This is a genomic window from Microbacterium meiriae (genome assembly GCF_040685015.1).
Classification (GTDB): domain Bacteria; phylum Actinomycetota; class Actinomycetes; order Actinomycetales; family Microbacteriaceae; genus Microbacterium; species Microbacterium meiriae.
The window spans coordinates 1,461,535-1,486,860 of the sequence record NZ_JBFBHD010000001.1 but is presented as its reverse complement, the minus strand read 5'-3'; the positions used below and the strand labels follow the sequence as shown (position 1 = coordinate 1,486,860).

General features: G+C 70.6%; 19 protein-coding genes. 11 read left to right on the top strand and 8 right to left on the bottom strand.

Annotated features, from left to right (window positions below; all coding sequences use genetic code 11):
• Positions 1-32: 32 nt before the first annotated feature.
• Entirely contained in the window at positions 33-629 is a 597-nt protein-coding gene (locus AB0N68_RS07285) for a hypothetical protein (protein ID WP_259953813.1), read from the top strand.
• 4 nt (positions 630-633) lie between these two features.
• Here AB0N68_RS07285 and AB0N68_RS07280 read toward each other — a convergent pair whose 3' ends face one another.
• Positions 634-1,860: a glycosyltransferase gene (locus AB0N68_RS07280; RefSeq protein ID WP_292794974.1), complete on the bottom strand. Its 1,227-nt coding sequence runs from the start codon at positions 1,858-1,860 to the stop codon at positions 634-636.
• 5 nt (positions 1,861-1,865) lie between these two features.
• The gene (locus tag AB0N68_RS07275) at positions 1,866-3,095 is read right to left on the bottom strand and encodes a glycosyltransferase (RefSeq protein WP_232089256.1); all 1,230 of its coding nucleotides are present in this window, start codon (positions 3,093-3,095) and stop codon (positions 1,866-1,868) included.
• Between the two features lie 121 nt (positions 3,096-3,216).
• Between AB0N68_RS07275 and AB0N68_RS07270 the strand changes: the two genes are divergently transcribed.
• Positions 3,217-3,804, top strand: a complete 588-nt coding sequence (locus AB0N68_RS07270) for a hypothetical protein (protein ID WP_187662619.1) — start codon at positions 3,217-3,219, stop codon at positions 3,802-3,804.
• Between the two features lie 12 nt (positions 3,805-3,816).
• Positions 3,817-4,584, top strand: a complete 768-nt coding sequence (locus AB0N68_RS07265; protein ID WP_280564523.1) for a hypothetical protein — start codon at positions 3,817-3,819, stop codon at positions 4,582-4,584.
• A gap of 75 nt (positions 4,585-4,659) precedes the next feature.
• On the opposite strand, the gene AB0N68_RS07260 is transcribed toward AB0N68_RS07265, so the two are convergent.
• A complete protein-coding gene (locus AB0N68_RS07260; protein WP_280564521.1) occupies positions 4,660-7,674 on the bottom strand; it encodes an alpha-mannosidase in 3,015 nt (1,004 codons plus the stop codon).
• 134 nt (positions 7,675-7,808) lie between these two features.
• Here AB0N68_RS07260 and AB0N68_RS07255 point away from each other — a divergent pair, with 134 nt between their 5' ends.
• Positions 7,809-8,834, top strand: a complete 1,026-nt coding sequence (locus AB0N68_RS07255) for a LacI family DNA-binding transcriptional regulator (RefSeq protein WP_187662622.1) — start codon at positions 7,809-7,811, stop codon at positions 8,832-8,834.
• A 78-nt stretch (positions 8,835-8,912) separates the two neighbouring features.
• On the opposite strand, the gene AB0N68_RS07250 is transcribed toward AB0N68_RS07255, so the two are convergent.
• Positions 8,913-10,217, bottom strand: a complete 1,305-nt coding sequence (locus AB0N68_RS07250) for a glycoside hydrolase 5 family protein (protein ID WP_280564518.1) — start codon at positions 10,215-10,217, stop codon at positions 8,913-8,915.
• 178 nt (positions 10,218-10,395) lie between these two features.
• Here AB0N68_RS07250 and AB0N68_RS07245 point away from each other — a divergent pair, with 178 nt between their 5' ends.
• Genes AB0N68_RS07245 through AB0N68_RS07230 form a run of 4 tightly spaced genes read left to right on the top strand, consistent with a single transcriptional unit; the run spans position 10,396 to position 16,752 of the window.
• The gene (locus tag AB0N68_RS07245; RefSeq protein WP_280564516.1) at positions 10,396-11,697 is read left to right on the top strand and encodes an ABC transporter substrate-binding protein; all 1,302 of its coding nucleotides are present in this window, start codon (positions 10,396-10,398) and stop codon (positions 11,695-11,697) included.
• 41 nt (positions 11,698-11,738) lie between these two features.
• Entirely contained in the window at positions 11,739-12,626 is an 888-nt protein-coding gene (locus tag AB0N68_RS07240) for a carbohydrate ABC transporter permease (RefSeq protein ID WP_060922295.1), read from the top strand.
• Complete coding sequence (locus tag AB0N68_RS07235; protein ID WP_197971856.1) at positions 12,623-13,555, top strand: carbohydrate ABC transporter permease; 933 nt, start codon at positions 12,623-12,625, stop codon at positions 13,553-13,555. The genes AB0N68_RS07240 and AB0N68_RS07235 overlap by 4 nt, the downstream gene beginning before the upstream one ends.
• On the top strand, positions 13,552-16,752 hold the full coding sequence (locus tag AB0N68_RS07230) for a GH92 family glycosyl hydrolase (RefSeq protein WP_363332411.1): 3,201 nt from the start codon (positions 13,552-13,554) through the stop codon (positions 16,750-16,752). Before AB0N68_RS07235 ends, AB0N68_RS07230 begins: the two co-directional genes overlap by 4 nt.
• Before the next feature lies 1 nt (position 16,753).
• Here AB0N68_RS07230 and AB0N68_RS07225 read toward each other — a convergent pair whose 3' ends face one another.
• Positions 16,754-17,632: an endo-beta-N-acetylglucosaminidase H gene (locus tag AB0N68_RS07225; RefSeq protein ID WP_280564510.1), complete on the bottom strand. Its 879-nt coding sequence runs from the start codon at positions 17,630-17,632 to the stop codon at positions 16,754-16,756.
• Between the two features lie 189 nt (positions 17,633-17,821).
• On the opposite strand from AB0N68_RS07225, the gene AB0N68_RS07220 reads away from it, so the two are divergent.
• Entirely contained in the window at positions 17,822-19,684 is a 1,863-nt protein-coding gene (locus AB0N68_RS07220) for a heavy metal translocating P-type ATPase (protein WP_280564509.1), read from the top strand.
• 115 nt (positions 19,685-19,799) lie between these two features.
• Entirely contained in the window at positions 19,800-20,078 is a 279-nt protein-coding gene (locus AB0N68_RS07215) for a hypothetical protein (RefSeq protein ID WP_071329275.1), read from the top strand.
• A 12-nt stretch (positions 20,079-20,090) separates the two neighbouring features.
• Here the strand turns inward: AB0N68_RS07215 and AB0N68_RS07210 are convergent, their stop codons facing one another.
• On the bottom strand, positions 20,091-21,725 hold the full coding sequence (locus tag AB0N68_RS07210; RefSeq protein WP_363332408.1) for a fucose isomerase: 1,635 nt from the start codon (positions 21,723-21,725) through the stop codon (positions 20,091-20,093).
• Entirely contained in the window at positions 21,722-23,239 is a 1,518-nt protein-coding gene (locus AB0N68_RS07205; protein ID WP_280564505.1) for an FGGY-family carbohydrate kinase, read from the bottom strand. The genes AB0N68_RS07210 and AB0N68_RS07205 overlap by 4 nt, the downstream gene beginning before the upstream one ends.
• A 202-nt stretch (positions 23,240-23,441) precedes the next feature.
• Between AB0N68_RS07205 and AB0N68_RS07200 the strand changes: the two genes are divergently transcribed.
• A complete protein-coding gene (locus tag AB0N68_RS07200; RefSeq protein ID WP_363332406.1) occupies positions 23,442-24,320 on the top strand; it encodes a hypothetical protein in 879 nt (292 codons plus the stop codon).
• Positions 24,321-24,330: 10 nt separating this feature from the next.
• Here the strand turns inward: AB0N68_RS07200 and AB0N68_RS07195 are convergent, their stop codons facing one another.
• Positions 24,331-25,314 carry a LacI family DNA-binding transcriptional regulator gene (locus AB0N68_RS07195; protein WP_187662631.1) on the bottom strand — a complete coding sequence of 328 codons (984 nt, stop codon included), beginning with the start codon at positions 25,312-25,314 and terminating at the stop codon, positions 24,331-24,333.
• Positions 25,315-25,326: the final 12 nt, after the last annotated feature.

The window sequence follows — 25,326 nt, the reverse complement described above, 5'->3', positions numbered from 1 at the left end:
CGGCCGTCCGCGAGGGGGGCTACGCTCGGGGCATGAGCGACCCCCAGCAGCCCGCACACCCCTCGCGCGACGGTGCCGGCGACCCGGCCGCAGTCCCGACCCCTCCTCCGCTTCCGGCCGAGCCGCAGTACCCCGGTGCCCAGGCCCCCGCCCCCGGGGCCCCCTACGCGCCGACGCCGGGCGGCGGGCACGTGTTCCCCACCGCTGCTGTCCCTCAGGCCTTCCCCACCGCCACCCCTCAGCCGTACCCGACCGCGCCGGGATCCGCCCCCGGATCGGCGCAGGGCGTCCCGCTCTACGGTCCGCCGGTGCCGCGCACTCCCGGCGACTCCCTCGGGCGCGCCGCCTTCATCGTCGCGCTGGTGACGCTGGCGATCGACGTGTTCCTCATCCTCGCGCGGCCGTTCGTCTACATGTCGGACCGGACCTACAGCATGATCGGACTGATCGAGGGGGGATCGGGCATCCTCACCTTCATCGGCTACGGGGCGGCGCTCGTGCTCGGCCTCATCGCGGCACGGCGGCCGGGACCGCGGCTGCTCGCGGGGATCGCCATCGGTGTCTCCGGCGCCGGTCTGCTGACGGTCGTGCTGAGCTGGCTCTCGTCGAACTTCTACGGCTTCCTGTGAGCGCTCAGGCTCCGGAGAGCACCCGCTCGTAGACCTCGATCATGGCGGCCGTCCGCGAGGACTGGCGGAAGGCCTCCGCGACGGCCGGTACCGGCTGCGGCGCGGTCCCGTGCGCGATGTCCGCGGCCGCCTGCCGCAGCGTCGCGGCGAGGGCCTCGATCCGTTGCGCCTCGAGGGCGCGTCCGCGGGCGTGCGGCTCCGCCGTCGGCACAGCCCAGAGCCCGCCCTGAAGCTCAGCGGCGATGTCGGGGTCGCACACGACGGAGGGCGCGCCGAGGGTGGCCGCCTCGAACGGCGTCATCCCCTGGGTCTCGAATCCGATGGACGTCTGCACGAGCGCATCGGCGGCGGCGATCCGCTCCAGGGTCTGCGCATAGGAGAGGCGCCCGGCGAACCGCACGCCCGCACGCCCCGCGACGATCCGTTCGGCCGCCGCCCGCTCTCCGCCGCCGCCGATCACCTCGAGGTCGGCGTCGATGTCCGCGTCCACCCAGGCGCGGAGGAACGGGAGCAGGCGCTTCTCCGGACTCATCCGCCCGAGCCAGACGAACCGAGGACGCCCCGGCATCCGCTCGACGGGAGCCGCCGCGAGCGTCTGCGCGCGGACGTCGTCGTCGATGCCGTTCCACACCACGTCGACGGTGCGGGCGACGCCGTTCTGCTCCAGTCGCCGCGCGAAATGCCCGGAAGGCGCCGTCACGGCGGCGGCGTCCGCCGCGAGCCCGCGGAGGTACGACCACCCGTCGCTGCCGCCGACCGGCACACCGATGCCTCGGAGGGCGGTGCGGCGCCAGAGGTTGAGCACAGCGAGCACGGGCCGGTGCAGCGGCGTGACCGCGGCGAGCCCCACGTCGACCCGGTTGTGCATCGTGTGCACGACCGGGATTCCATGGCGGGCGGCGAACCGGTGACCGATGAAGGCGCCCCAGAAGTCGGCCTGCACGTGCACGAGGTCGACCGGAGGCCGATGCGCCATCGCCCGGTCAAGGGCCCGATCGGTCGCCCGACCCGGCCAGGTCATCGCGTACTCCCGGTCCAGGGTGATCGGCAGCGACGGGAGGTCGACGTTCCCGGGGGACGATGCAGCGTCGTCACGCCGTGCGTGCATACGGGGCGCGACGACCGTCACGGTATGGCCGGCGCGCTCCAGGAACGTCCGCTGCAGCCGCATCGACACCTGCGCCCCGCCGAGGGAGTCGAGGTGCTGATCGGCGAAGAAGACGACGTGCATCCGCGTCACTCGGGCAGCGGCTCGTCGCGGTACAGCGCCTCGAAGGTGTCGAGCGTGCGGTTGATGTCGTGGATGGCCACGCCGTCGAGGGACGCCTTCTGCATCCGCTCGTACTCGCCGGGGGAGGCGGTCAAAACAGCGGTGAGCTTCGCGGCGAGCTCGTCGACGTCTCCCGGCGTGAAGAGGTGGCCGTTCTCGCCGTCGTGCACGAGGTGGGGCAGGGCGACGGCGTCGGCGGCGACGATCGGCAGCGCCGATGCCATGGCCTCCATCGTCGCGATGGACTGCAGCTCGGCGATCGACGCGATGACGAAGAGGCTCGCGCGGGACAGCAGCGCCCGCAGCTCCTCGTCGGTGGTCCGGCCGTGGAAGGTCACTCGATCGGACAGGCCGAGCTGTGCCGTCAGGCTCTCGAGCTGCTTGCGCTGGTCTCCGCCGCCGACGATGTCGAACGTCGTGTTCAGCGCCGGGTCGAGCTTCGTCATCGCCTTGAGGATGACCTCGACCTGCTTCTCCGCCGTCAGCCGGCCCACGAACACGAGCCGGTTCTCCTCGCGCGGGGCGATGACCGGGGTGTACTGGGAGCGGTCGATGCCGCAGCTCACCGGGATGACGCCGCGCACCTCGACCGTCTTCTCCAGGAAGTCGGCGGCCCGACGCGTGGGCGTGGTGATCGCCCGCGTCAGGTCGAAGGTGCGCTTCGCGTCGGCCCAGGCGAACTTGAGCACCATGTCGTCGACGAACTTCGGCATGGTCGTGTGGTCGAGGATGTTCTCGGCCATGACGTGGTTCGTCGCGATGACCGGGATGCCGCGCTGCTTCGCGATGCGGGCGAGTCCACGCCCGATCACGATGTGGGACTGGATGTGCACGACGTCGGGCTGTACGGCATCGAGCACCTTCCGTGCGTAGTGCTTGGAGCGCCACGGCCACACGAAGCGCAGCCAGTCGTGCGGCGCCCAGCGCACAGAGGGCAGGCGGTGGAGCGTCATCGGCTCCCCCTCGATCACCTCGGTGCGGGGCGCGGTGCGGCGGTACGCCTGGTTGGGGGCGACGACGTGCACCTCGTGCCCGCGCTGCACGAGCCCGGCGGCGAGACGCTCGGCGAAGCGGGCGGCACCGTTGATGTCGGGAGCGAACGTGTCACAGCCGAGGAGGATCTTCAGCGGACGGGGCTGTGCGGCGGTGGCGTCGCGCGACGCATCGATCGGATCGTCGGAGGAGGTCACAGAGATGCCTAACGGGGTGGCGGCCAAGGAGAAGCCCTGGTCGGGCGGTGGCAACTCTACCCGAGGGCCCTGTCCGCGACGCCGAGCCATACCGGCATCCTTCAGCCTCGGCCGATACCGTGAAGCCATGCGACTGCACGCCGACGCCGACCCCCAGCTGTGGATCCCCGTGACGGACTCGCTCGGGTGGAAGGGGCGCCGGCATCGCAAGGCCGCGATCCGGATGCTGCTCGGCCAGGTGAACGCCGCGGTCGGCGCGACGGAGCGCCCCGGCTCGCGGTTCGGAGCCTGGGCGATGAGCCAGGCCGCGCCGATGCTCATGAAGAAGGCCGACGGCCGGGTCCTCGCGTGGACCTGGAAGGCGGAGCCGGACCTCGTCGTGGCGATGGCGACGGTGCAGGCGCTCACGCCCGACATCCGGATCGCCCGCGCGTCGATGCCGATGGAGTACGACGACACGACCTCCTTCCCGACCCGGCTCGGCGTGGGCGAGAAGCTCGTGGTCCCGACGCCGCCCTCCCCCTCGGCCCCGCCCTTCGCGACCTACACCTGGGACACCGGCACGCACCTGGTGACCCTGACGGCCGTCTGCAGCGACCGCGAACGCTTCGGGACCCTCATCGGCGCGCTCGACGAGCTGGCCCGCAGCCTCCGCATCGCCGACGACCTCACCGGCGGCGAGTCGCCCGAGGTCCTCCGCCTCCCGCCCGCCTGACAGCGGATGCCGATGAACACTGTCGCGCGGTCCCCGCGCATCGTCGACGGCTCACGATCGGTCCACCCGAACGGCCGCTTCCCGTCTGCGGCGCTCGGGCTCGTCGGCATCCTTCCTCTGCTGCCCCTGCTGCTGGCGATCATGGATACCCGTCCAGGCTTCCGCCTCATCCTGATCGCACTCGCTCTCTACGCCGGGATGCTCGCGGTGGCACTCTGGTTCTGGGTGCGGTCCTTGCGCGAACGCCTGATCCGAATCGAGGCAAGCGGCCCGCTGCGATTCACGCCGTCCACGGGCGTCCGCATCTCCTCATGGCTCGTTCCCCTGACGGGTTTGCTTCCCGCAGCGGCGGCCTTCCTCGTTCAGGCCCTGGACCTTCCGACGATGGGCGGTCGGCTTCTCGAATGGGGCCCGTACGTGCTCGCCGTCGTCTCGCTCGTCGGCCTCGGCCGGGAAGTCCTCGCGCAGGGCCAGCCGCTGGGTCTCGTACTCGACGAGAGGGGCCTGCACGGAGTCCGCAGATCTGCCCGGGTCGATGCCTCCTGGGAGGAGATCGGCACCACCACGCCTGTCGGCCCACACGGGCCGAAGCTGGCGATCTCGATCGCCGGACGCGCCCCCGTGATCCTCGATGCGCATCACCTAGGGTCTGACCCGGCAGCCGTTGCCTCCGTCGTCTCCTTCTTCCGCGACGCCCCCGATCAGCGGCCTGCGCTGGTCGACGGCGTCGCGGCGATGCGCACCGTCGAGGACGCGCACCGATCCCGCCCGGCGAGATGAGAAACGCGCCTCCCGAAGGGCGGGGAGGCGCGTTTCTGATCCGGCACGGAGCGCCGGGCGCGAGGAGGCCGGGGCTCAGCGGGCGATGCGGAGGGTGCGGACCTCGAAGGGGCGGAGGTGGAGCCCGCCCCCGAGACGGGGCGTCTCGATCTCGTCCTCGATCAGGCTCACCTCGCGCACCTCGCGGTGGTCGAAGCCGACCGAGAGCTCGCCGACCGCACGACGCCCGAGCGCCTCGTACACCCGCACGATGACGTCGCCGGAGCCGTCGTCGGCGAGCTTCACGGCCGAGACGACGATCCCCTCACCCGACACCTCCACCAGCGGCTCGACCTCGCGCGTGCCGCGGATCACCGTGGGCACGCTGTTGAGGCGGATGCCCTCGACCGTGGCGATCGCGGCGTCGGCGCCGATCACGAAGCCGACCTCGATCTCGTGGAGCCCGTGATCCGTGTCCGGGTCGGGGAACCGCGGCGCCCGCAGCAGGGAGAGTCGCACGGTCGTGGTGACCCCGTCCTCGCCCACCTCGCGCGTCGTGTCGTACCCGTAGATCGAGTCGTTCACGAGGGCCGCGCCGAAGTCCTGCTCGCGCACCAGCACGAAGCGGTGCATCGACGTCTCGAACTTCGCCGCCTCCCAGCTCGTGTTCGTGTGGGTGACGCGCGCCTGGTAGCCGAACTGCGTCTCGGCTTCGGTGTGCGACGCCTGGATGTCGAGCGGGAAGGCGAGCTTGAGCAGCTTCTCGGTCTCGTGCCAGTCGACCTCGTTGCGGAGGTGCACGGTCCTCGAGCCCGGGGCGAGTGTGATCGTCTGCGTGATCGTCGACTCCGAGAACGGACGCACGACGACGATCTGCGCGACACCGTTCACGAGCGATGCCTCGATCGACGAGACCGCGGTGAGGTCGTCGACGCTGTTGCGGTAGTACCGGTCGATGTCCCACGCGTCCCACATGTTCGGGAAGTCCTGGTGCAGCTGGAACAGGTTCGCGGCCTTGCCCGGGGCGACGGCGTCGCGGCCGGTGGCCTTGTCGACGGCGGAGACGATCAGGCCCTCGCCCGAGACGAGCACGGACACGAGCTCGTTCTCCAGGCGCCAGCCCGGGTGGACCGCTGAGCCTGCCGAAGCGTCCTCGACGAGCGAGACCGCCCCTTCGACGGGCTCAGGGACCCACGAGGCGCCGAGCGCGCGTCCCCGACCGACCGAGGTCGGCTCGAACCGCAGCTCGCGGTCGCCCTCGCCGGCGAGCGACCGGCGCGCGGCATCGGCGATGTCGCGCGCATCCGACAGCACGTCCGACAGCACGGCGACGGCCTCGCGGTGCACCCACGCGATCGATGTTCCGGGCAGGATGTCGTGGAACTCGTGCAGCAGCACGGCCTGCCAGAGCCGGTCGAGCTCGGCCTGCGGGTACGCGGCGCCGGTGCGCACGGCGTCGGTCGCCGCCCACAGCTCGGCCTCCACCAGCGCGTGCTCTGCCCAGCGGTGCAGGGCCTTCGTGGCGTGCTGGCTGGTAAGCGTGCCGCGGTGCAGTTCAAGGTAGAGCTCGCCGACCCACACGGCGGGGTTCGGCAGCTCGGCCTTGGCGACGTCGAAGAACACGTCGGGGTGCTCCCACACGACCTGCGCGCTGCCCTCGAGGTCGCGCAGCCGCTCGGCCTTGCCCGTCATCTCGCGCGTCGTGCCGCCGCCGCCATCACCCCAGCCGACCGGGGCGATCGACCGCGAGCTGAGGCGGTTCTCCTTGAACTGACGAGAGGCCTTCGCGACCTCCATGCCGCTGAGCTGCGAGTTGTAGGTGTCCATCGACGGGAAGTGCGTGAACACCTGCGAGCCGTCGATGCCCTCCCAGAGGAAGGAGTGGTGCGGGAACACGTTCTGCTGATTCCAGGAGATCTTCTGCGTGAAGAACCACTCGAAACCGGCACGGCGCATGAGCTGCGGGAGGGCCGGCGAATAGCCGAAGCTGTCCGGCAGCCACACCCCCTTCGACCGGATGCCGAACTCGCGCTCGAAGAACCGCTGCCCGTGCGAGAACTGCCGCACGAGCGACTCGCCCGTCGGCATGACGGTGTCGGACTCGACCCACATGCCGCCGAGGGGCAGGAAACGTCCGGCGGCGACGGCGGCCTTGACCCGCTCCCACACCTCTGGGCGGTGCTCCTTGATCCAGGCGTACTGCTGCGCACTGGACATGCCGTACTGGAAGTCGGGCTGCTCCTCGATGAGCGTGGTCATGGACGAGGTCGTGCGGGCGACCTTGCGGATCGTCTCGCGCACCGGCCACAGCCAGGCCGAGTCGATATGCGCGTGGCCGACGGCCGAGATCCGGTGCGCACTCGCTTCGGCCGGAGCGGCGAGGGCGTCGGCGAGCCGGGCCCGCGCGTCACCGGCGGTCTCCACGATGTGCTGCAGGTCGAGCACGTCGAGCGCGTCGTCCAGGGCCTGCAGGATGCGCATGCGGCGCGGCGACGTGGCGGGGAGCTCCGCCTGCAGCTCGAACAGCACCTCGAGGTCGAGGGACAGGTCGAACACCTCGGGCTCGAACACCGCGAGGTCGAGGCGCCGCAGCCGGTACAGCGGTTCCTTCGAGGAGGTGAGGATGTCGCCCTCCTGCGTCGGCAGGAAGGGGTGGTAGTCGAGGAGGACGGGGTTGGACGCGCCCTCCAGGTAGAGCTCGACGGCTTCGTCACCCGTGGCACTCTCGGCGATCGCGACCCACTGGTTGCGCGGGTTGATGCTCTTGATCGGCGTGCCGTCGGGGCGGTAGGCGAGGGCCTCGCACTGGAAGCCCGTCATGTTCACGTCGAAGCCCAGGTCGATGAGCGCCTCCACCCGGCGGCCGGCCCAGTCCGCGGGCACCCGACCGGTGAGCTTGAACCAGGTGGTGCCCCAGGCCGGACCCCACAGCTCGCCGACCGCGGCCGGGGCGAACGGGAGCGCCAGGCCCTCCGTCGGGGCGATGGGCTCTCCGGGGAGCTGGTGCGCCTCGACCGTGAGGGGAACCGCGGCCGAGTGGATGGCGGGGCGGATGCGCTCTTCGAGGACCCGCTTGACGCGGCCGACGGTGAGCGAGGTGTCGTCATGCATGTGGGGGTTCTCCGGGCTCGACGGTGAGGGAAGGGGTTCGATGCTCACCGTTTACTAAAACGATCTAGCACGGGAGTCTACGGTACCGTTCCCGTGCTTACGAGAGGCTAAACCGATCAAGTAGGGTGATGCCTATGGCCCCGGGGAAACGCGTGACGATCGCGGACATCGCGCGCATGGCCGGTGTCTCCCCCGGCGCCGTCTCGTTCGCCCTCAACGGTCGTCCCGGTGTGAGCGAGGAGACGCGGCAGCGCATCCTCTCCATCATCGAAGAGCACCACTGGCAGCCGAGCTCCGCTGCCCGCGCCCTCGTCGGCGCCCGGGCCAACGCGGTCGGGTTCGCCCTCGCCCGCCCGGCACGCTCCCTCGGCTCCGAGGCCTTCTTCACCGACCTCATCGCCGGCATCGAGTCCCGGCTCTCCGAGAGCAAGGTCGGGCTGCAGCTCCGCCTCGTCGCCGACATCGACGAGGAGATGGAGGTGCATCGGCAGTGGCGGTCGTCGAATCAGGTCGACGGGATCATCCTCATCGACCCGCGCGACGACGACCCCCGCGGCGAGCGCATCATGGCCCTGGACGCCCGCGCTGTGATGATCGGCTCGAAGCCGTCCCCGGACGGCGCGGTGCCCAGCGTCTGGATCGGCGACGACGCCGTCGCGGAGACGCTCTTCTCCTACCTCGCCGCCCTGGGCCACACCCGTATCGCCTACGTCGCGGGCCCGGCGGAGCTGGAGCACACCCGTCTGCGCGCCGAGGTGCTGGAGCGGATGGCGGCGGACGGCGTCTCCGGCGAGGTCATCACGACCGACTTCTCCCCCGCCCGCGCCTCCGCGGTCACCCGCGCGCAGCTCTCCGGCCGGCAGCGCCCGACCGCGATCGTCTACGACAACGATGTGATGGCCGTCGCCGGCCTCCGGGTGGCGCAGGAGATGGGCCGGGCGGTTCCGCGCGACGTCTCACTCGCGTCGTTCGACGACTCCGTCATCGCGGGCCTCATCAACCCGTCGATCACCGCCATGACCCGCGACACGTTCGAGCTCGGCGAGCAGGCGGCCACGCTCCTGCTGCAGCAGATCGAGGCCGGCACCACGCTGCCGAGCGTCCAGGGCCCGACCCCCGTGCTCACCGCCCGCGAGAGCACCGCGCCACCGCCCCGCTGAGGCCCCGCCTCCCCGCCCATACCCCGGGCTATCGCCGCGCGCACCCCGGGGTCTCGACGACAACCCGGGGTCTCGGCGTCAGACGACGGTGTTGACGGAGGCGTAGCGGGTGACGTCGGACGCGGACGGGGCGGGGTGGATGAGACGGCGGATGCCGCGCGACTCCAGCGCCGCGGGGTCCTGCGCGGTGCGGGAGGTCACCAGGGCGGGGTCCTCGCCCGCGGCGCAGGCGTCGACCCAGGCCTGGAAGACCGCACCGCCGGGGCTCAGGGCCGCCCGGCTCACCGGCACCTCCTGCTCGTCGACGTCCACCACGATCGCCGTCGGGCGGGCCGGAGCCGCGGTGCGGGTGCGCAGCTCGGGGATGAGCTCCGCGAACCGGCGGCCGAGGGGCTTCGCCGCGCCCTCCTGATCGATGAGCCCCAGGGAGTACTCGAGCTCCGGGAAGTCGGCGAGCTCCCGACTCACGTCGTGCGAGCACCACCACGTCACGCCCCAGAGGTTCTCGGTGCGGAGGGCCGAACGCACGGTGGCCTCGAGGAAGCCGGGCATCTCGCTCTCGTCGAGGCAGTTCGAGGGGGCGCCGACCTCCTGTAGCCAGATCGGACGGTCGGGATCGGTCGCGAACGCGCGGGAGAGCTCGATGAGGTACTCCGCGTGGCGGTCGGCGGCGATCGAGCGACCTCCGTAGCGCTGCGCCGTGCCGTTGAAGATCCAGGAGTGGATGGTCGTCATCGCGCCGAGCCGGGAGGCATGCGCCGGCGTGAACCCGTGGTCGTCCATGTACCAGACCGCGTCGTACTCGCTGTGCACGTGCGGCAGCCCCGGGGCGCCCCGTTCCGCCGCGGCGAGCAGCGCCTCGATCCAGCCGCCCGCCTCGTCGGTCGTGACCGGCCACGGCGAGGGGTGGGTGTGCGCGGAGAACTGATTCGTCTCGTTGCCGAGCGTGAGCCCGAGGAAGTTCGGGGCGTCCCGCAGGGCACCGGCGAGCCGCTCCACGAGCTGCACCTGACCGTCGAGGGCCGTCGGATCGGTGAACATGTTCCGGTCGTGCCAGGTGTACAGCCACGAAGGGACGAAGTCGAAGCTCGACAGGTGCCCCTGGATGACGTCGACGCTCACGTCCATCCCGAACTCGGCGGCGATGTCGACCATGGTGCGCACGTCGTCGATCGCCTTCGAGCGGATGAGGGTGCGGTTGGGCTGCAGGACGGTCCAGAGCGGGAACACCCGCACATGGTCGAGGCCGAGCGCGGCGAGGGCCGCGAAGTCGCGACGCACGTCGTCCGGCGTGAAGTCGAGCCAGGAGTGCATCCAGTCCTTCGACGGCGTGTAGTTCGCCCCGAAACGGAGAGGAGCGTCGAGAGCGCCGCGCTGCGTCATGTGTGCACCTTTCGGACCGTGCCCTCCCACGAGGACATGTCGCACCACTATAACGCTTGAGCAACAGCGTCGATAGCGCCCACCTTGACACCGACCGGATCCGATGGTTTCATCTGCTAAAGCGCTGTAGTCCTTTCGTCGGACCACGCCGAATCGCCCGCCTCGAGGAAGAAGCACGATGAAAGTTCCCGCACGCATTGTCGCTCTGGCAACCTTCACGATCGGCGCCCTGGCGCTCGTGAGCTGCACCGGAGGCGGTGCCGCCTCGGACGGCGCCGGCCCCATCGACACCTCCGGCGAGCTCAGCGGAACCATCCAGTTCCAGACCTGGTCACTGAAGAACGAGAAGTTCACCCCCTACTTCGAAGACCTCATCGCGGCCTTCGAGGAGGAGCACCCGGACGTGACCGTGGAGTGGCTCGACCAGCCCGGCGACGGCTACCAGGAGAAGATCCTGAGCCAGGCGAACGCCGACACCCTCCCCGACGTGCTGAACCTGCCGCCGGACATCGCCTACCCGCTCGTCGCCGCCGGGAAGCTCGTCGACCTGGACACCGCGGATCCCGACCTGAAGTCGACCTACAACGCCGGCGCCTGGGACGCCTACAGCCAGTACCCCGGCGTCGAGGGCACATACGGCCTTCCCTGGTACCTCTCCAGCGACGCGTCCTGGTGGAACCTCGCCCAGCTCGCCCCGTACGGCGTCACCGAGGAGAACCTGCCGACGACGGTCGACGAGCTGCTCACGCTCGCGAAGGACGTCGCCACGGAGTCCGGCGGCAAGGTCCAGCTCCTCTCCTCGATCCCGGCGCTGGACACCTTCACCGCCGCCGGCATGGAGGTCATCAACGACGAGGGCGAGTTCGACTTCAACACCGACGAGGCGGCCGCGATCATCGAGCAGTACGCCGACGCCTACGCCGCGGGCGCGATGCCCGCCGAAGCACTCACCGGCGACTACGGCGGGAACGCGGAGGCCTACATCCAGGAGAAGGTCGCCTTCACCACCGGCGGCACCGGGTTCACGACCGATCTGCAGAAGGACGCCCCGGCGCTCCTGGAGAACACCGTCGCCACCCCGCGCCTCGGCGTCGCCCCGCTCTACGTCCAGGGCCTCAACGTCTCCGCCGACTCCGACAACAAGGAAGCGGCTCTCGCGTTCGCCGAGTTCGCCACGAACGAGGAGAACCAGGTCGCATTCTCCTCCCTCGCGGTCGGCACCGCCCCCGGCACGGCCGACGGCGGCGACCAGGTCGTCGAGAACATCGCCTCCTCGGTCACCGACGAGAAGCAGCTCGCGGCGATCGACACCGTGTTCGGCGCGATGAAGGACGCCAAGGCCCTGCCGTTCCAGTGGACCTCGGACATGGCCACCTACATGACCCAGCAGATCGCCCTGGCCGTGAACGGCGAGGCCGACGCCAAGGCGCAGCTCGACAAGATCGTCGAGTACGCCAACGCGAACCGCGTGGACCAGTGACCATGCGCGCGGACACCGGCACCCGGCAGCGGAGGTCGACGATGAGATCCCACAAGTGGTTCACCCCGTGGCTGCTCCTCGCCCCCGCCGTGATCTGGGTGCTGGTGTTCGCGCTCTGGCCGTTCCTCAACACCGTCGTCCTCAGCTTCACGGATGCTCGCCCCCTGCGGACCCCCGAGTTCGTCGGCGGCGCCAACTACGAGCGCATGTTCGGCGACGAGATGTTCTGGAACGCGCTGACCACCTGCCTCATCTACGTGGTCGTGTGCGTGCCGCTGCTCACGGTCCTCCCGCTGCTCCTCGCCCTCCTCGTGCAGAAGAAGCTCCCCGGCATCTCGTTCTTCCGCACCACGTTCTACTTCCCCGTGATCGCGTCAGTCGTCGTGGTCGCGCTCATCTGGACGTGGCTTTTCGACAGCCGGGGCATCATCAACCAGACCCTGGAGTTCCTCGGCCTCATCGACCAGCCGATGGCCTTCCTCGTCGACCGCTGGCTGCTGCTCGGCTGCGCGATCCTGCTGACCGTGTGGAAGGGCCTGGGCTACTACATGGTGGTGTACCTCGCCGCCCTGGGGAACGTGGGCAAGGAGCTGCACGAGGCCGCGATGCTCGACGGTGCGAGCTCGTTCCGCCGCTTCCTCTCCGTCACGATCCCGTCGGTGCGCGGGGCGATGCTCCTCATCGCCGTGCTCATCGCGGTGTCCGCCATGCGGGTGTTCGCCGAGCTGGACGTGCTGTCCAAGAGCACGGGCGGCCCCGGCGGCTACGACATGTCGCTCGTGATGCTCATCCGCCAGGTGGGCTCGGGCCTGAACGGCAACATCGGCTACGCGTCCGCGATCAGCGTGGCGCTGTTCCTCCTCACGCTCGTGCCGCTCGCGGCGATCGCGTTCATGAACCGCGAGAAGAAGGCGAAGGTCTCCGCATGACGACTCTGACGACGCCCCCGGTGGAGAGCACCCCGCCTGCGGAGGAGGCCCCGCGGCCCGGTCGCGAGCGCATCTTCCGCCGCCGCGGCTCCGGCGACTTCAGCAAGCCCACGCTCGGCGGACTCATCGGCAGGTACGCGCTGCTGCTGTTCGTCCTGTTCCTCGTCATCGGCCCCTTCGTCTGGCAGCTCTCCACGTCGTTCAAGGGCCCGCAGGAGAACATCTACTCGTTCCCGCCCGAGCTCATCCCCCGCGATCCGACGTTGCAGAACTACACGAGGGTCGCCGACATCGTCCCCGTCTACCTCTACGCCTGGCACTCGCTGCTCGTCTCGCTCGGCACCGTGCTCAGCAACGTGATCCTGGCCACGTTCGCCGGCTACGCCCTGGGCTGCATGCGCTTCCGCGGCAAGTGGGTCGTCATGGGCATCCTGCTGTCCACGCTGCTGTTCCCGGGCGAGGTCACGGTGACGAGCAACTTCCTCACCATCCGCGCTCTCGGGCTCGCCGACACCCTGTGGGGCGTGTTCCTGCCCGGAGCGATCAGCGCCATGAACGTGCTGCTCGTCGCCACCGCGTGCCGGATGATCCCGAAGGACGTGCTCGACGCGGCCACCGTCGACGGTGCGACCACGTGGCAGCGCATCCGGCACATCGTGTGGCCGAACATCCGCGGCATGGTCTCGGTCGTGGCGATCTTCGCCTTCATCGGCGCGTGGGACGACTACCTCTGGCCGCTCATCGTGCTCTCCGACCCGGCCAAGTACACCCTGACCGTCGGCATGGCCTACCTCAACAGCAGCTTCTCGGTCGATCCGCGACTCATCGCCGCCGGCACCATGATCGCGCTCGTGCCGATCGTCATCATGTTCTCGTTCACGCAGCGCTTCTTCTTCAAGGGCGTGCAGGAGGGGGCGCTGAAGGGGTGAGCGCGCCGCTGCTCCGCCCGGCCTCCGGTCCCGCGGATCCCCCGTCGTCGCGCCCGCACGCCGGGGTGCTCCCCGGAGTGGTCTTCGCGTACACGTTCGACCCGTCCCGCGGAGAGCAGCGGATCGACCTCACCGATCTCGACGACATCGCGCTCACCCCGGACACCGTGCTGCACTGGGCGTTCTACGCGGACGGCCCCGCCGCGACCCTCGCCCCCTGGGCCGCGCTCGCGGTCACCGTCGACGTGCGGACCGCCGACGGCAGCCGGCTGAGCGACAGCGCCGCCGTCCGCGACCGGTACGACTTCCCGCTCACGGCCGAGGGGCAGTTCGCCGCCCGGTGGAGCATGCCTGAGCAGTGGAACGCCGACAGCGTCGCGCTCGCGCCCCTCCACCCCGGCTCCGGCACGGTCGAGCTCGTCCTCGGCACCGCCGCTCTCGAGGCAGCGCCGGAGCTGCCCGCGGAGGTCACCGGTTTCGTGCAGGTCCTCGTCGAGGAGCGCCCGGCCCCCGGCGACCTCCCACCCGTCGAGCGGGTCGACACCCGGCGCGGCTCCCATTCCGGCCCCCGCTTCTCCCGCGGGAACACGGTCCCGGCGGTCGCCGTGCCGCACGGGTTCACCTTCGTCACGCCGGCGACCGACGCCGCGGACGCACGCTGGCCCTACCGTCCGTTCGTACACGACGATCCGCAGGGGCGGCGTCTCGAAGCCCTGCAGTTCTCGCACCAGCCCAGCCCGTGGATCGGCGATCGCGCGGTTCTTCAGCTCATGCCGTTCTTCGGCACAGCACGGTCGGCCAGGGAGGATCGACGCCGCTGGATCGTCGAGGGAAGCGAACGCGCCCGCCCGCACGAGTACACCGCCGACCTCGGCGACGGCGTGCATGTCGAGATGACCGCGACCTCGCACACCGCGGCCTTCCGCGTGCGGTGCGACGATCCGCGCGCCGCCGTGGGTTTCGTGATCGATCAGCTCACGAACGAGGGGCTGCTCACCTTCACCGACACCGGCTTCGAGGGGTGGATCCCCGAGGGTCCAGAGGACTGGGGGAACGCGCCACGCTGCTACTTCGCCGGGACCGTGCACAGCGCGTCGAACGCCGCGCACGGCGCCCTCGACGACGACGGGCGTGCCCGGGTCGCGGGCTTCGTCCGCGCCGTGGGCGCTGTCGAGGTGCGGGTCGGGGTCTCGTTCCTCTCCGTCGCGCAGGCCCGGCACAGCCTCGCCCTCGAGGCACCTCCCGCCGTCCCCTTCGACGAGCTCCGCGCCCGCGCGGCCGCCGCGTGGAACCGCCTGCTCGGGCGCGTGACGATCCCCCCGCTCCCCGAGGCCGAGCGCCCGTTCCGCGGCCTGGCCGACGAGGAGCAGCGCGCCCGGATCGCCGCCGCGCTCCACCGTATGCATCTGTACCCGAACATTGCGGCGGAGAACACGGGCACCGCGGAGGCACCGGCGTGGCGCTTCGCCGACGTGTTCGCCCCGCGGACCGCCTTCGGCGAGTCGGCCACGGGGGCGCCGGTCGCGGAAGGCGAACTCGTCGTCAACAACGGCTATTGGGACACGTACCGCACCGAGTGGCCCGCGCTCGCGCTCCTCGACCCCGCGCTGGCCGGACGCCTGCTGGACGGACAGCTCATGCAGTATCGCCGCGGCGGCTGGATGGCGCGGTGGAGCGCACCCGGGTATGTGGACAGCATGGTCGGGACCTCCAGCGACCAGATCTTCGCCGACGCCGCACGATGGGGAGTGCCGTTCGACCGCGAGACGGCGTTCGAGAGCGGGTGGCGCGACGCGTGCGAGCCGGGACCCGATCCGCGACGGGGTCGCAAGGGCATCGGCCGCGGTCGCTTCCTCGGCTTCATCCCGTCCGACGTGCCGGAGGGGATGAGCTGGAGCATCGAGAACGCCGTGAGCGATGCCGCCCTCGGCCGGTTCGCCGCCCAGCTCGCGGCGTCGACGGCGGCGGACGGCGCCGCGCGCTACCGGGCCTTTGCGCGGTACTTCGCGAACCGCTCCCGCGCGGCGCGCGCCCTGTTCGATCCTGCCTCCGGATTCTTCCGCGGTCGCACGGCGGACGGGTCCTTCGCACCGGATTTCGATCCTCGCGTCTGGGGCGGCGACAACGTCGAGACGAACGCGTGGGGGATGTCCGTGGGCACGGTGCACGACGGGCCGGGCCTCGCGGCGCTCCACGGCGGCCCTGCGGGACTCGGTCGGCACCTCGACGCCCTCTTCGCCGAGCCCGAGACCGCCGACGAGCGCTTCGGCGGTGCGTACGGCACCGTCATCCACGAGCAGCGCGAAGCCCGCGCCCAGCAGTCGGGCATGTGCGCGCTGTCGAATCAGCCGGCGCACCACATCCCCTTCATGTACGCCTTCACGGACCGGCCGTGGCACAGCGCGGGCCTCGTGCACGGCCTCGCGCGCCGCCTCTTCGCCGGTGCCCACATCGGCCAGGGGTTCCCCGGCGACGAGGACAACGGAGAGATGAGCGCCTGGTGGCTCTGGGCCGCGCTCGGCCTCTATCCCCTGGAACTCGCGGCGGGGACTCTGCGGATCGGGTCCCCGCTGTCCGACGACATCCGGGTCGCACGCGGGGACGGCTCGTCGCTGCGCATCCGCTCGAGACGGAGCTCCCCCGAAGCCCACGTGCTGGAGGGCGCCCGGCTGGACGGACGCCCTCTCCCCACCGCCGATCTGCCGATCGACGCGCTTCGGGGGGACGCGGTGCTCGACCTGGTGTTCGGCACGGACCCGGCGCGGGCGCTCGAGAGCGGTGAGGACGCACTCGACGCCGAGCCGTGGCGGTGCGACCTCACCGCCGACGCGGGAGAGATCGTCGCCTCCGCGGATGTCCTCGATGCGCCACGGCTGTTCGACGACGGCGATCCGCAGGGCGACGCGGGCGTCCGGCTGCCGGAAGGCTCGTGGGTGGGCTGGCGATTCCCCTCACCCCGCGGCCTCACCGACATCACCGTCACGAGCCTCGGGCCCACGGCGGCCAATGCGCTGCGCTGGGAGATGGAGGGTGCCGATGGAGCCTGGCATCCCCTCGCCACCAGACACCGCGAAGACCTGGCTCCCGACCGGACGACGCCGTTCACTCTGGAGATGCCGGTCGTGACCTCGGCCGTCCGCGTGCGGGCGACGGTCGAGGTCACGCTCCGTCAGATCGAGCTCTTCGACCTGAGCTGACTCACCGCGACGCTGCGCGGTACAGAGTCGCCTCCCCCTTCAGCGCCTGGGTGATGCCGGAGAGGTAGGCCGACTGATCCGTCGCGGTGAGGTTGTACGCGACGTAGACGCCGTACCCGTCAGCCACCGTGCGCTGGGCGAAGTCCGCGGCCGTCGTGGCGCTCGTGTTCGCGAGGTCGATGGCCGCGGCGCCGAGCCGAGCGCGGTCGTCCAGGCCCGGCACGGTGGGAGCATCGTAGGTCGGGTAGTACGGGTTCCAGGCGTGATCGAGCACGCTGCCGGCGTCGAAGAGGCCGAAGTCCGTGGTCGTGTAGGACGGGCCGATCGCGTACAGCGTGATGAGCTTGTCCGGTCCCAGGCGATCGCGCAGCGCGGAGGCGAGCCAGCCGAAGGACTGCGGGTTCGGCTGCGGCGTGCCGTTCGCCCCGTAGTTGCTCCACTCGTCGTCGAAATCGATGCCGTCCAGGCCGTAGGTGGTGACGGTGTCGGCGAGCTGCGCGGCGAAGGCGTCGGCTTCCGCGTACGAGGTGAAGTTCGCGAAGCCGGCACCCTGGTGGTTTCCGAGCACCGACAGGAGGACCTTGGTGCCCTGGGCCTGCAGCGGTCGGATCTGGTTCTGCGCGTCCTGCAGCGTCTCGGTGACCCGCTCGTTGAGGTGGAGGACCGCCCGCTCCCCGTCGTAGTTGATGTTCGCGGCGAAGATCATGGCCAGATCGACGGCGGGGCGGCCCGACTCGGCGAGCGTGTAGTCCGCGACATTCGCTAAATCGTTCGAGTTGACCTCGACGTAGACGGCGAGCTGCGGGTCGGCGGCACCGGTATCGGCGATGGCCGCCGTCGAGGCGGCGAGGGCGGCGGCTCCGGCGGCAGCGATCGCCACTGCCGCCGCGACACCTCTTCTCAGGCGGGACGATCGTGCGGGTGAGGAACTCATGACGGTGTCTTCTCCTTCGGCGTCGTTGTCGAGATCGGGCCGCGACGTCGCGACTCGCGGCCGACTATATCGCTTAAGCACAGGTGTCGGAAGGGGATGCTGGCGGTGCGCACCGATTCCGACGATGCTGGACGCATGCGCGCCCTCCGACTCCTCTGGCGGTACCCCGTCATCACCCTGACGGTCATCGTCTTCGCCGTGGTCGGAGGGCTGCACGCCGCCGGGGAGGAGACCATCGGCCGGTGGATCGCGACGATCTTCGTGGCTGCGGTGGTGGTCTGGACGCTCGTCGGGATGGTGCGCGACGTGCTCCGCGGCCACGTCGGACTCGACATCCTCGCCGTCGTCGCCATGGTCGCGACGCTCGCGGTGGGCGAATACATCGCGGCGCTCATCATCGTCCTGATGCTCTCCGGCGGCGAGGCGCTGGAGGACTTCGCGGGCCGCCGGGCGAAGCGCGACCTCTCCGCACTGCTGGATCGCTCGCCCCGCAGCGCCCATGTGCTGACGCATCCCGAGGACGCGGACTCGGACGCGGCGAGGGAGGTGCCGGTCGACGATGTGGCCGTGGGCGACGTGCTTCTCGTGCGCCCGGCGGAGATCATCCCCGTGGACGGTGAACTGCTCACGGACAGCGCGTCGTTCGACGAATCGTCGCTCACGGGCGAAAGTCTGCCCGTGACGCGCGGTGCGGGCGACGAGGTGCTGTCGGGCGCGATCAACGGCAGCCGTGCCATCCGCCTCCGCGCCCTCCGCACCGGCGCGGACAGCCAGTACCAGCAGATCGTCGCCCTGGTCGCCGAGGCCGAGTCCTCCCACGCTCCCATCGTGCGTCTCGCCGACCGGTTCGCGATTCCGTTCACCGCCGTCGCGCTCGTGCTCGCGGGGACGGCGTGGGCCCTCTCCGGCGACGCCACCCGGTTCGCCGAGGTGCTCGTGCTGGCGACGCCCTGCCCGCTGCTGATCGCCGCCCCGGTGGCCTTCCTCGGCGGGCTCTCCCGGGCGGCGAAGTCGGGCGTCATCATGAAGAGCGGCGCGGTCATCGAGCAGATCGCCCGGGTGCGCTCGGCCGCGTTCGACAAGACAGGGACGCTCACCCAGGGGAGGCCGGAGCTGGTCGACGTGCGACCGTCCCGCGGTTTCGATGCGGATGAGATCCTGCGACTCGCCGCCTCCGCCGAGCAGTACTCGTCGCACGTGCTCGCCGACGGCATCCGTCGCGCCGCCGCCGCACGGGGCCTGGCCCTGCACGCGGCGACGGAGGCGAGCGAGACCGCGACGAACGGGGTGTCCGCGACGATCGGCGGCCGTTCGGTCGTCGTCGGCAAGCCGGCCTACGTGGCCTCCCTCGCCCCCGACACCGTGCGGGTGGAGCTCGCACCGGGACAGGCCGCCGCGTACGTCGCCGTGGACGGTCGGTTCGCAGGGGCCCTCGTGCTCGCCGACGCCGCCCGCCCGGAGGCGCCCGCCGTGGTCTCCTGGATGCGGACGCACGAGGTCGACAGGCTCGCGATGTTGACCGGGGATGTGGCCACCACGGCGGAGTCGATCGGACGGCAGGTCGGGATCGACGAGATCCACGCCGAGCTGCTGCCTCCCGAGAAGGTGCGTCTGGCCGCCGAGATGCAGCCACGGCCCGTGCTGATGGTCGGCGACGGTGTCAACGACGCGCCGGTGCTGGCGGCGGCCGACATCGGCATCGCGATGGGCGCGAAGGGGGCGACGGCCGCCGGGGACGCCGCCGACGTCGTCATCCTCGTGGATTCGCTCGCCAAGGTCGTCGACGCCGTCGCGATCGGACGGCACACCCTCCGCGTGGCCCTCACCGCGATCTGGATCGGGATCGGTCTGAGCGTGGGGCTGATGGTCGTCGCGATGACCGGCGTCATCCCCGCGGTCGTCGGCGCACTGGTGCAGGAGCTCGTCGACCTCGCGACGATCCTCTACGCCCTGCGCGCGCTGAGCGGCCCGCCGAGCGACCTCCGCCCCTCCCCCTGAGGGCTGCTCCTGCACCGACCCCGGTACCGCTTCTCCCGTCCACAGGTCCCGTGTTCGCGGCCCTGCCCCTGCGGAATACCGTGACAGCCTGAGACCCCGGACTCAGACTGGAGGCATGACCTTGGACGACCCGCAGGTATGGACACTGATCGGCGTCTTCGCCGCCGTGATGCTCGGCGGCATGACACTCATGACGTCCCAGCTCAGCCGCGTGATCCGTGCGGAGGTGGACCGCATCGACGGCACGCTCTCCGCACGGATCGATCGCATCGACGGCACCCTCTCCGCACGGATCGACGGCCTCGACGCCCGGCTCGGACGCATCGAGACGAAGGTCGACGATCTCGACAGGGAGCTCACGAACCTCGCGACGCGGTTCTGGCGCTCGCAGTGACGAGCGGCGGCCTCAGATCGACACGTCGCCGACGAGGTTGACCTTGATGCCCATGCCGTCGAACATCGCGGCCTTCGCGATCAGCGCCTTGTCCGCGGTCTCGGCGTCGGGGGCGTAGACGAGCTGCGCGTGGTTCGCCTTGTGCCGTGCCATGAACTGATCGCGCGAGATGCCGTGCAGCACCACGTGGGCGATCGGCCACTCCGGGTTCGTGGCGTCCTTCCGGCGCTGCGTCTCCTCCGCCGGCAGCTCGACGACCGACGCCCGGAAGATGTCCGCCTGCAGGACCCCCTCGGCGATGAAAACCCGCGAGAGCACGACCTCGCCGGGCTTCGAGACGCCGTTGATCGTGGCGCCGCCCGCAGGGAAGAACACGTGCCCCTGGCGCCAGCCCTCCGCGTTCTGCCAGCCGCCGAGGTGGGAGGCCGGCACCGAGCCGGAGATCTCGTACACCCACACGAACTGCCCGTCGTGGTCCTCGCCCCAGCGGACGTCGTGGAGGGTGTTGTCGGGCACGAGACCCATCGCGCGCCAGACGCGGTCGGTCACGAGGGCATCGACGGCGACGCCCTCGTCGGCCTCGTTGAAGTGCGGGAACGCGCGCCCCTCGTGCAGCACGCGGGAGCCATCGCGCGAGGTCACCGGCGGGCGCTCTGTGGAGTTGAGGATACCCTCCGCCAGGTCCGAGGCCGGAACGAGGTCCTTCAACCCCTGCTGGTACTGGATGCCGACCGCGTCGAGCCCGAAGTCGTCCGCGATGCGGAGCGCGGCGATGTACATCTTCAGCTGCCACTGCACCTGCTCACGGGTGAGCTCGGTCGCGGCGTCCTCGCCGTAGCGGAACGTCATCCCCCGCTCGATCAGCCAGTCGTACGCGGCGTCGGCCTCCTCGTCGGCCACGTTCAGCATCTCCGCGTAGAGCGCCGACTGCGACAGGCGCTCCTTGTAGATGCCGGTCTGGTTGAGGAGCTCGTCGTCGAAGATGGCGTTGTACATTCCCATGCAGCCCTCGTCGAAGACGCCGATGATGGCCTTCTCAGCGCGCAGTTCCGCGGCCAGGGCCTCGCCGAGCTGCTTCTCCGGGCTGTCGGGCAGCGCGGGGAGCGGACGCACGTGGGAGGCATCGTGGGTGATGGCGCCGGTCTCGGTCCACTCCCGGATGCCGTCGCGGAACCAGTCGTCGGTGAAGTCGACCGACCAGATCGTCGCGTACGGCTTGTCCATCTTCGTCAGGCCCGCGTTGAGGCCGAGGAGGCCGACGAGGCCGGGCCAATCGCCCGCGAAGTTCGCCACCGTGAGGATCGGACCCTCGTGCGTGCGGAGGCCCGCGAGCACGTGGTGCGAGTACTGCCAGACGGCCTCGGCGACGATGAGCGGTGCGTCGACGGGGATGTTCTTGAAGACCTCGAGACCCATGCGCTGGCTGGAGATGAATCCGTGGCCGGTCTCCGGGTCGACCTCGTTGGCGCGGATGACCGTCCAGCCGAGGTCGTTCAGCACGCCGGTGACCCCGGCTTCGAGCTCGACCTGGGTGGGCCAGCCGGCCGTGTTGGCCGACTCACGGAGATCGCCGGACGCGATCAGGTAGGCGGTCTTCGGCGCCGTGGCAGGACGGGGCGCCGGGGTGGGCAGCGTGTAAGCGGTCATGAGTTCTCCGGGGTCGAGGTGGTCGGGGAGCCGTCGCGCTGAGCGGCGGCGAGTTCATGGACGACGTCCTTCGAGCCCTCGTACAGCCGCACGTAGCGGTCGAAGAGGGCGTCGGCGAAGGGGCGCAGACCCTCGTCCGGGCGGACGGTGTCGGCGATGGGGTTCCAGTCGGCGATGGCGGGCGCGGCACCCTCGGCGGCCGTGGCCGTCGCCGCGAGGAAGGCCGCGCCGTAGCTCGCGCCGATCGTGGTCTGCGGCACCTCCTGCACGAGCCCGGTGATGTCCGAGACGATCTGCAGCCACAGCCGCCCCTGCGTGCCACCGCCGACCGCCACGATGCGGCGGATGTCGGCGCCGGCGGCGCGCATCGTCTCGACGTTGTGCCGCACGCCCAGCGCTGTGGCTTCGAGCGCGGCGCGGTAGAGGTCTCCTCGGGTGTGCCGGAGGGTGAGCCCGGCGATGACCCCGCGGGCATCCGGATCCTGGATCGGGGTGCGCTCGCCCGCGAAGTACGGCAGCATCAGCAGGCCGTTCGCGCCGGGCCCCGACTCCTCCGCCTCGGCCAGCAGCGCCGGGTAGTCGGCACCGGAGAGGTCCTTCAGCCACGCGGTGAGCGCTCCGGATGTGGACAGCCCGCCGGCGAGGTTGCGCGTTCCCGCGAAGGCGCCGGCCGTCGTCCACATCGAGGGCGTACGGAGGGTCTGCTCCCCGGTCGCGACGAGGAACATCGTCGTACCGTACATCAGCATGAGGTCGCCGACCTCGTGGGCGCCGACACTCACCGCCTCGGTCCAGGCGTCGATCGTGCCGGTGATGACCGGCGTCCCCTCGGGCAGGCCGGTCAGGGCCGCCGCAGCGGCCGTCACGGTGCCCGCGATCTCCCCCGCCCAGCGCAGCGGCGGCTGCTCGACCGTCCCGGCGAACCGCTGCCACCAGGGCTCGTGCCAGCGCTCGCCCTCGATGTCGTACAACGGCGAGACCTGGCTGGCGGACTGGTGGTCGAGGACGTAGGCACCGGTGAGCTTTCGAGCCAACCAGGAGGCGGGCATGTAGAGCCGCCGCGCGCGCTGCCAGATCTCCGGTTCCTCCTCAGCGACCCACGCGATCTTGGGCCCGCCGGCCTGCGACGTGAGGGTCGAGCCGCCCACGCGGGTGATCTCCTCGACGCCGAGCTCCGCCGTCATGCGCTCGATCTGCACGGTGGAACGGGTGTCCACGCCGTAGAGGATCGCGGGGCGCACGGGCTCGTCGTCCTCGTCGGCGAGCAGGATGCACGGGCCCATTCCGCTCACGCCGACCCCCACGACGTCCGCGTCGGGGACCGCGGAGAGAAGGTCCGTGGCCAGCTCGACGAACTCGTCCCACCAGATCCGGCCGTCCATCTCGACCCATCCGGACTGCGGACGGGAGACGTCGTGCGCGCGGGTCGCAGTCGCGAGGATCGTGCCGGCGGGGTCGACGAGGACGCCCTTGCTGCTGGACGTGCCGATGTCCACCCCGAGGGTGCAGCGCATGGTCTCTCCTTCGATACCGACGGGCCGTGCCGACCTGGACCCAGGCTACGCGAAATCGATTTCAGGGCGCAAGGAGGTGACCGCTCCTGCACCGCGATGGCCGATCTCCGAAGATTCCACCATCCCCGCTCCTGACCGGTAAAACGCCGGTTCAGCACCGGAATACCGTGACATCCTGACCCCTCCGATCGAGACTGGAGGCATGCCCTTGGACGACCCGCAGGTATGGACGCTGATCGGCATCTTCGTGACGACGATGCTCGGCGGCATGACCCTCATGACGACGCAGTTCGGTCGCGTGCTCCGTGCGGAGATCGGCGGACTGCGGGGAGAGATGACCGGCGAGATCGGCAGGCTCCGCACCGACATGACCACCGAGATCGCCGGCCTCCGCACAGACATGACCACCGAGATCGCCGGCCTCCGCACCGACATGACCACCGAGATCGCCGGCCTCCGCACCGACATGACCACCGAGACCACACGACTACGCACCGAGATCGGCACCCTCCGCACCGACATGACCGGCGAGATCGGCACCCTCCGCACCGACATGACCACCGAGATCGGCACCCTCCGCACCGACATGACCGGCGAGATCGGCACCCTCCGCATCGACATGACCGGCGAGATCAACGGCCTCCGCACCGAAATGACCGGCGAGATCAACGGCCTCCGCACCGAAATGACCGGCGAGATCAACGGCCTCCGCACCGAAATGACCACCGAGATCGGCACCCTCCGCACCGAAATGACCGGCGAGATCAACGGCCTCCGCACCGAGATGACCACCGAGATCGGCAGCCTCCGCATCGAGATGACGAACGAAACCGGTGGGCTGCACGCGGCGCTGGCAGCGCTGCACGGAGTGATGATGAGCGAGATCGGAGCGCTGCGCGCGGCGATGGGTGCGCTGCAGGGAGCGATGATCGGGCTGCGTGGCGAGATGATCGGGCTCCGCGGCGAGATGACCGCACGACTCGACGGCCTCGATCACCGCCTCGACCGATTGGAGGTGAAGGTCGACGATCTCGACAAGGAGATGACGAACCTCGCAGCGCGGTTCTGGCGCTCCCAGTAGCGACCTGCGGTCAGGCGCGTGCGGTCGCGCGCTGCACCTCGCCGGAGAGGACGACCGTCCGAGCCGGCTGCACGTCTCCCCTGATCCGTTCGAGCAGCATCCGCGCCGCCGTCACGCCCATGTGCCGCGCCGGCAACCGCACGACGGTCACAGCGGAGGGAGACAGCGTCGTGAAGGGCAGCGATCCGATCACCGCGACACCGAGTTCCGGAGGGGTGAGGCCGCGCTCCGTGAGGACCTGGATCGCGCCGACGCCGATGAGGTTGTTCCCGGCGACGACCGCGTCCGGCGGCTCCGGCAGCGCGAGGAGCTCCTCCATGGCCGCACGCCCGCCGTCGACCCGGAACGTGGCGAAGCGCTGGAGCGAGGACAGCTCATGATGGGGATCCATCGCCGAGAGGGCTCCCCGCCAACCTTCCGCCCGCTCGGCCGCGGTGTCGATGTGCGCGGGCCCCCCGATGTACGCGATGCGGCGATACCCGGCGTCGAGCAGGCTCTGCGTCGCTGCGGCTCCCGCCTCCCGGTTGGCCATCACCACGCCGTCGATGTCGGCGGCCGTGCGACGGTCCACGGCGACCACGGGCCGCCCCGTCGCCCGCACCGGCGCGAGATCCGAGTGCTCATCCGCTGTCGCGATGATCACCCCCGACATGTTCTCGGCGATCGCGATCCGGAGGTACGTCGCCTCCTTCTCGACCTGGGCGTCGGAGTTGCAGAGTACGACGGAGTACCCCGCCTCGGACGCCGCGTCCTCCACCCCACGCGCCATCTCGGTGAAGTACGGGTTCTCGATGTCCGGGATCACCAGGGCGATGACCTCGGAGCTCTGGGTCCGCAACGTGCGCGCCGTCCGGTTCGGCGTGAATCGGAGCTCCTCCGCCGCCGCCCGCACGGCCGCCGCCTTCTCCTCCGACACGCTCGTGCCGTTGAAGACGCGTGAGACCGTGGCCGGCGAGACGCCGGCCCGCCGCGCGACGTCGTAGATCGTGGCCATGGGCACCCACTG

What these genes read in the sequence shown, in the direction of transcription:
- AB0N68_RS07285 (WP_259953813.1), top strand. Translation starts at nt 33, where the DNA reads ATGAGCGACCCCCAGCAGCCCGCACACCCCTCGCGCGACGGTGCCGGC.
- AB0N68_RS07205 (WP_280564505.1), bottom strand. Translation starts at nt 23,239, where the DNA reads ATGCGCTGCACCCTCGGGGTGGACATCGGCACGTCCAGCAGCAAGGGC.
- AB0N68_RS07200 (WP_363332406.1), top strand. Translation starts at nt 23,442, where the DNA reads ATGCCCTTGGACGACCCGCAGGTATGGACGCTGATCGGCATCTTCGTG.
- AB0N68_RS07235 (WP_197971856.1), top strand. Translation starts at nt 12,623, where the DNA reads ATGACGACTCTGACGACGCCCCCGGTGGAGAGCACCCCGCCTGCGGAG.
- AB0N68_RS07260 (WP_280564521.1), bottom strand. Translation starts at nt 7,674, where the DNA reads ATGCATGACGACACCTCGCTCACCGTCGGCCGCGTCAAGCGGGTCCTC.
- AB0N68_RS07215 (WP_071329275.1), top strand. Translation starts at nt 19,800, where the DNA reads ATGACCTTGGACGACCCGCAGGTATGGACACTGATCGGCGTCTTCGCC.
- AB0N68_RS07240 (WP_060922295.1), top strand. Translation starts at nt 11,739, where the DNA reads ATGAGATCCCACAAGTGGTTCACCCCGTGGCTGCTCCTCGCCCCCGCC.
- AB0N68_RS07270 (WP_187662619.1), top strand. Translation starts at nt 3,217, where the DNA reads ATGCGACTGCACGCCGACGCCGACCCCCAGCTGTGGATCCCCGTGACG.
- AB0N68_RS07250 (WP_280564518.1), bottom strand. Translation starts at nt 10,217, where the DNA reads ATGACGCAGCGCGGCGCTCTCGACGCTCCTCTCCGTTTCGGGGCGAAC.
- AB0N68_RS07255 (WP_187662622.1), top strand. Translation starts at nt 7,809, where the DNA reads ATGGCCCCGGGGAAACGCGTGACGATCGCGGACATCGCGCGCATGGCC.
- AB0N68_RS07220 (WP_280564509.1), top strand. Translation starts at nt 17,822, where the DNA reads ATGCGCGCCCTCCGACTCCTCTGGCGGTACCCCGTCATCACCCTGACG.
- AB0N68_RS07210 (WP_363332408.1), bottom strand. Translation starts at nt 21,725, where the DNA reads ATGACCGCTTACACGCTGCCCACCCCGGCGCCCCGTCCTGCCACGGCG.
- AB0N68_RS07280 (WP_292794974.1), bottom strand. Translation starts at nt 1,860, where the DNA reads ATGCACGTCGTCTTCTTCGCCGATCAGCACCTCGACTCCCTCGGCGGG.
- AB0N68_RS07195 (WP_187662631.1), bottom strand. Translation starts at nt 25,314, where the DNA reads ATGGCCACGATCTACGACGTCGCGCGGCGGGCCGGCGTCTCGCCGGCC.
- AB0N68_RS07265 (WP_280564523.1), top strand. Translation starts at nt 3,817, where the DNA reads ATGAACACTGTCGCGCGGTCCCCGCGCATCGTCGACGGCTCACGATCG.
- AB0N68_RS07245 (WP_280564516.1), top strand. Translation starts at nt 10,396, where the DNA reads ATGAAAGTTCCCGCACGCATTGTCGCTCTGGCAACCTTCACGATCGGC.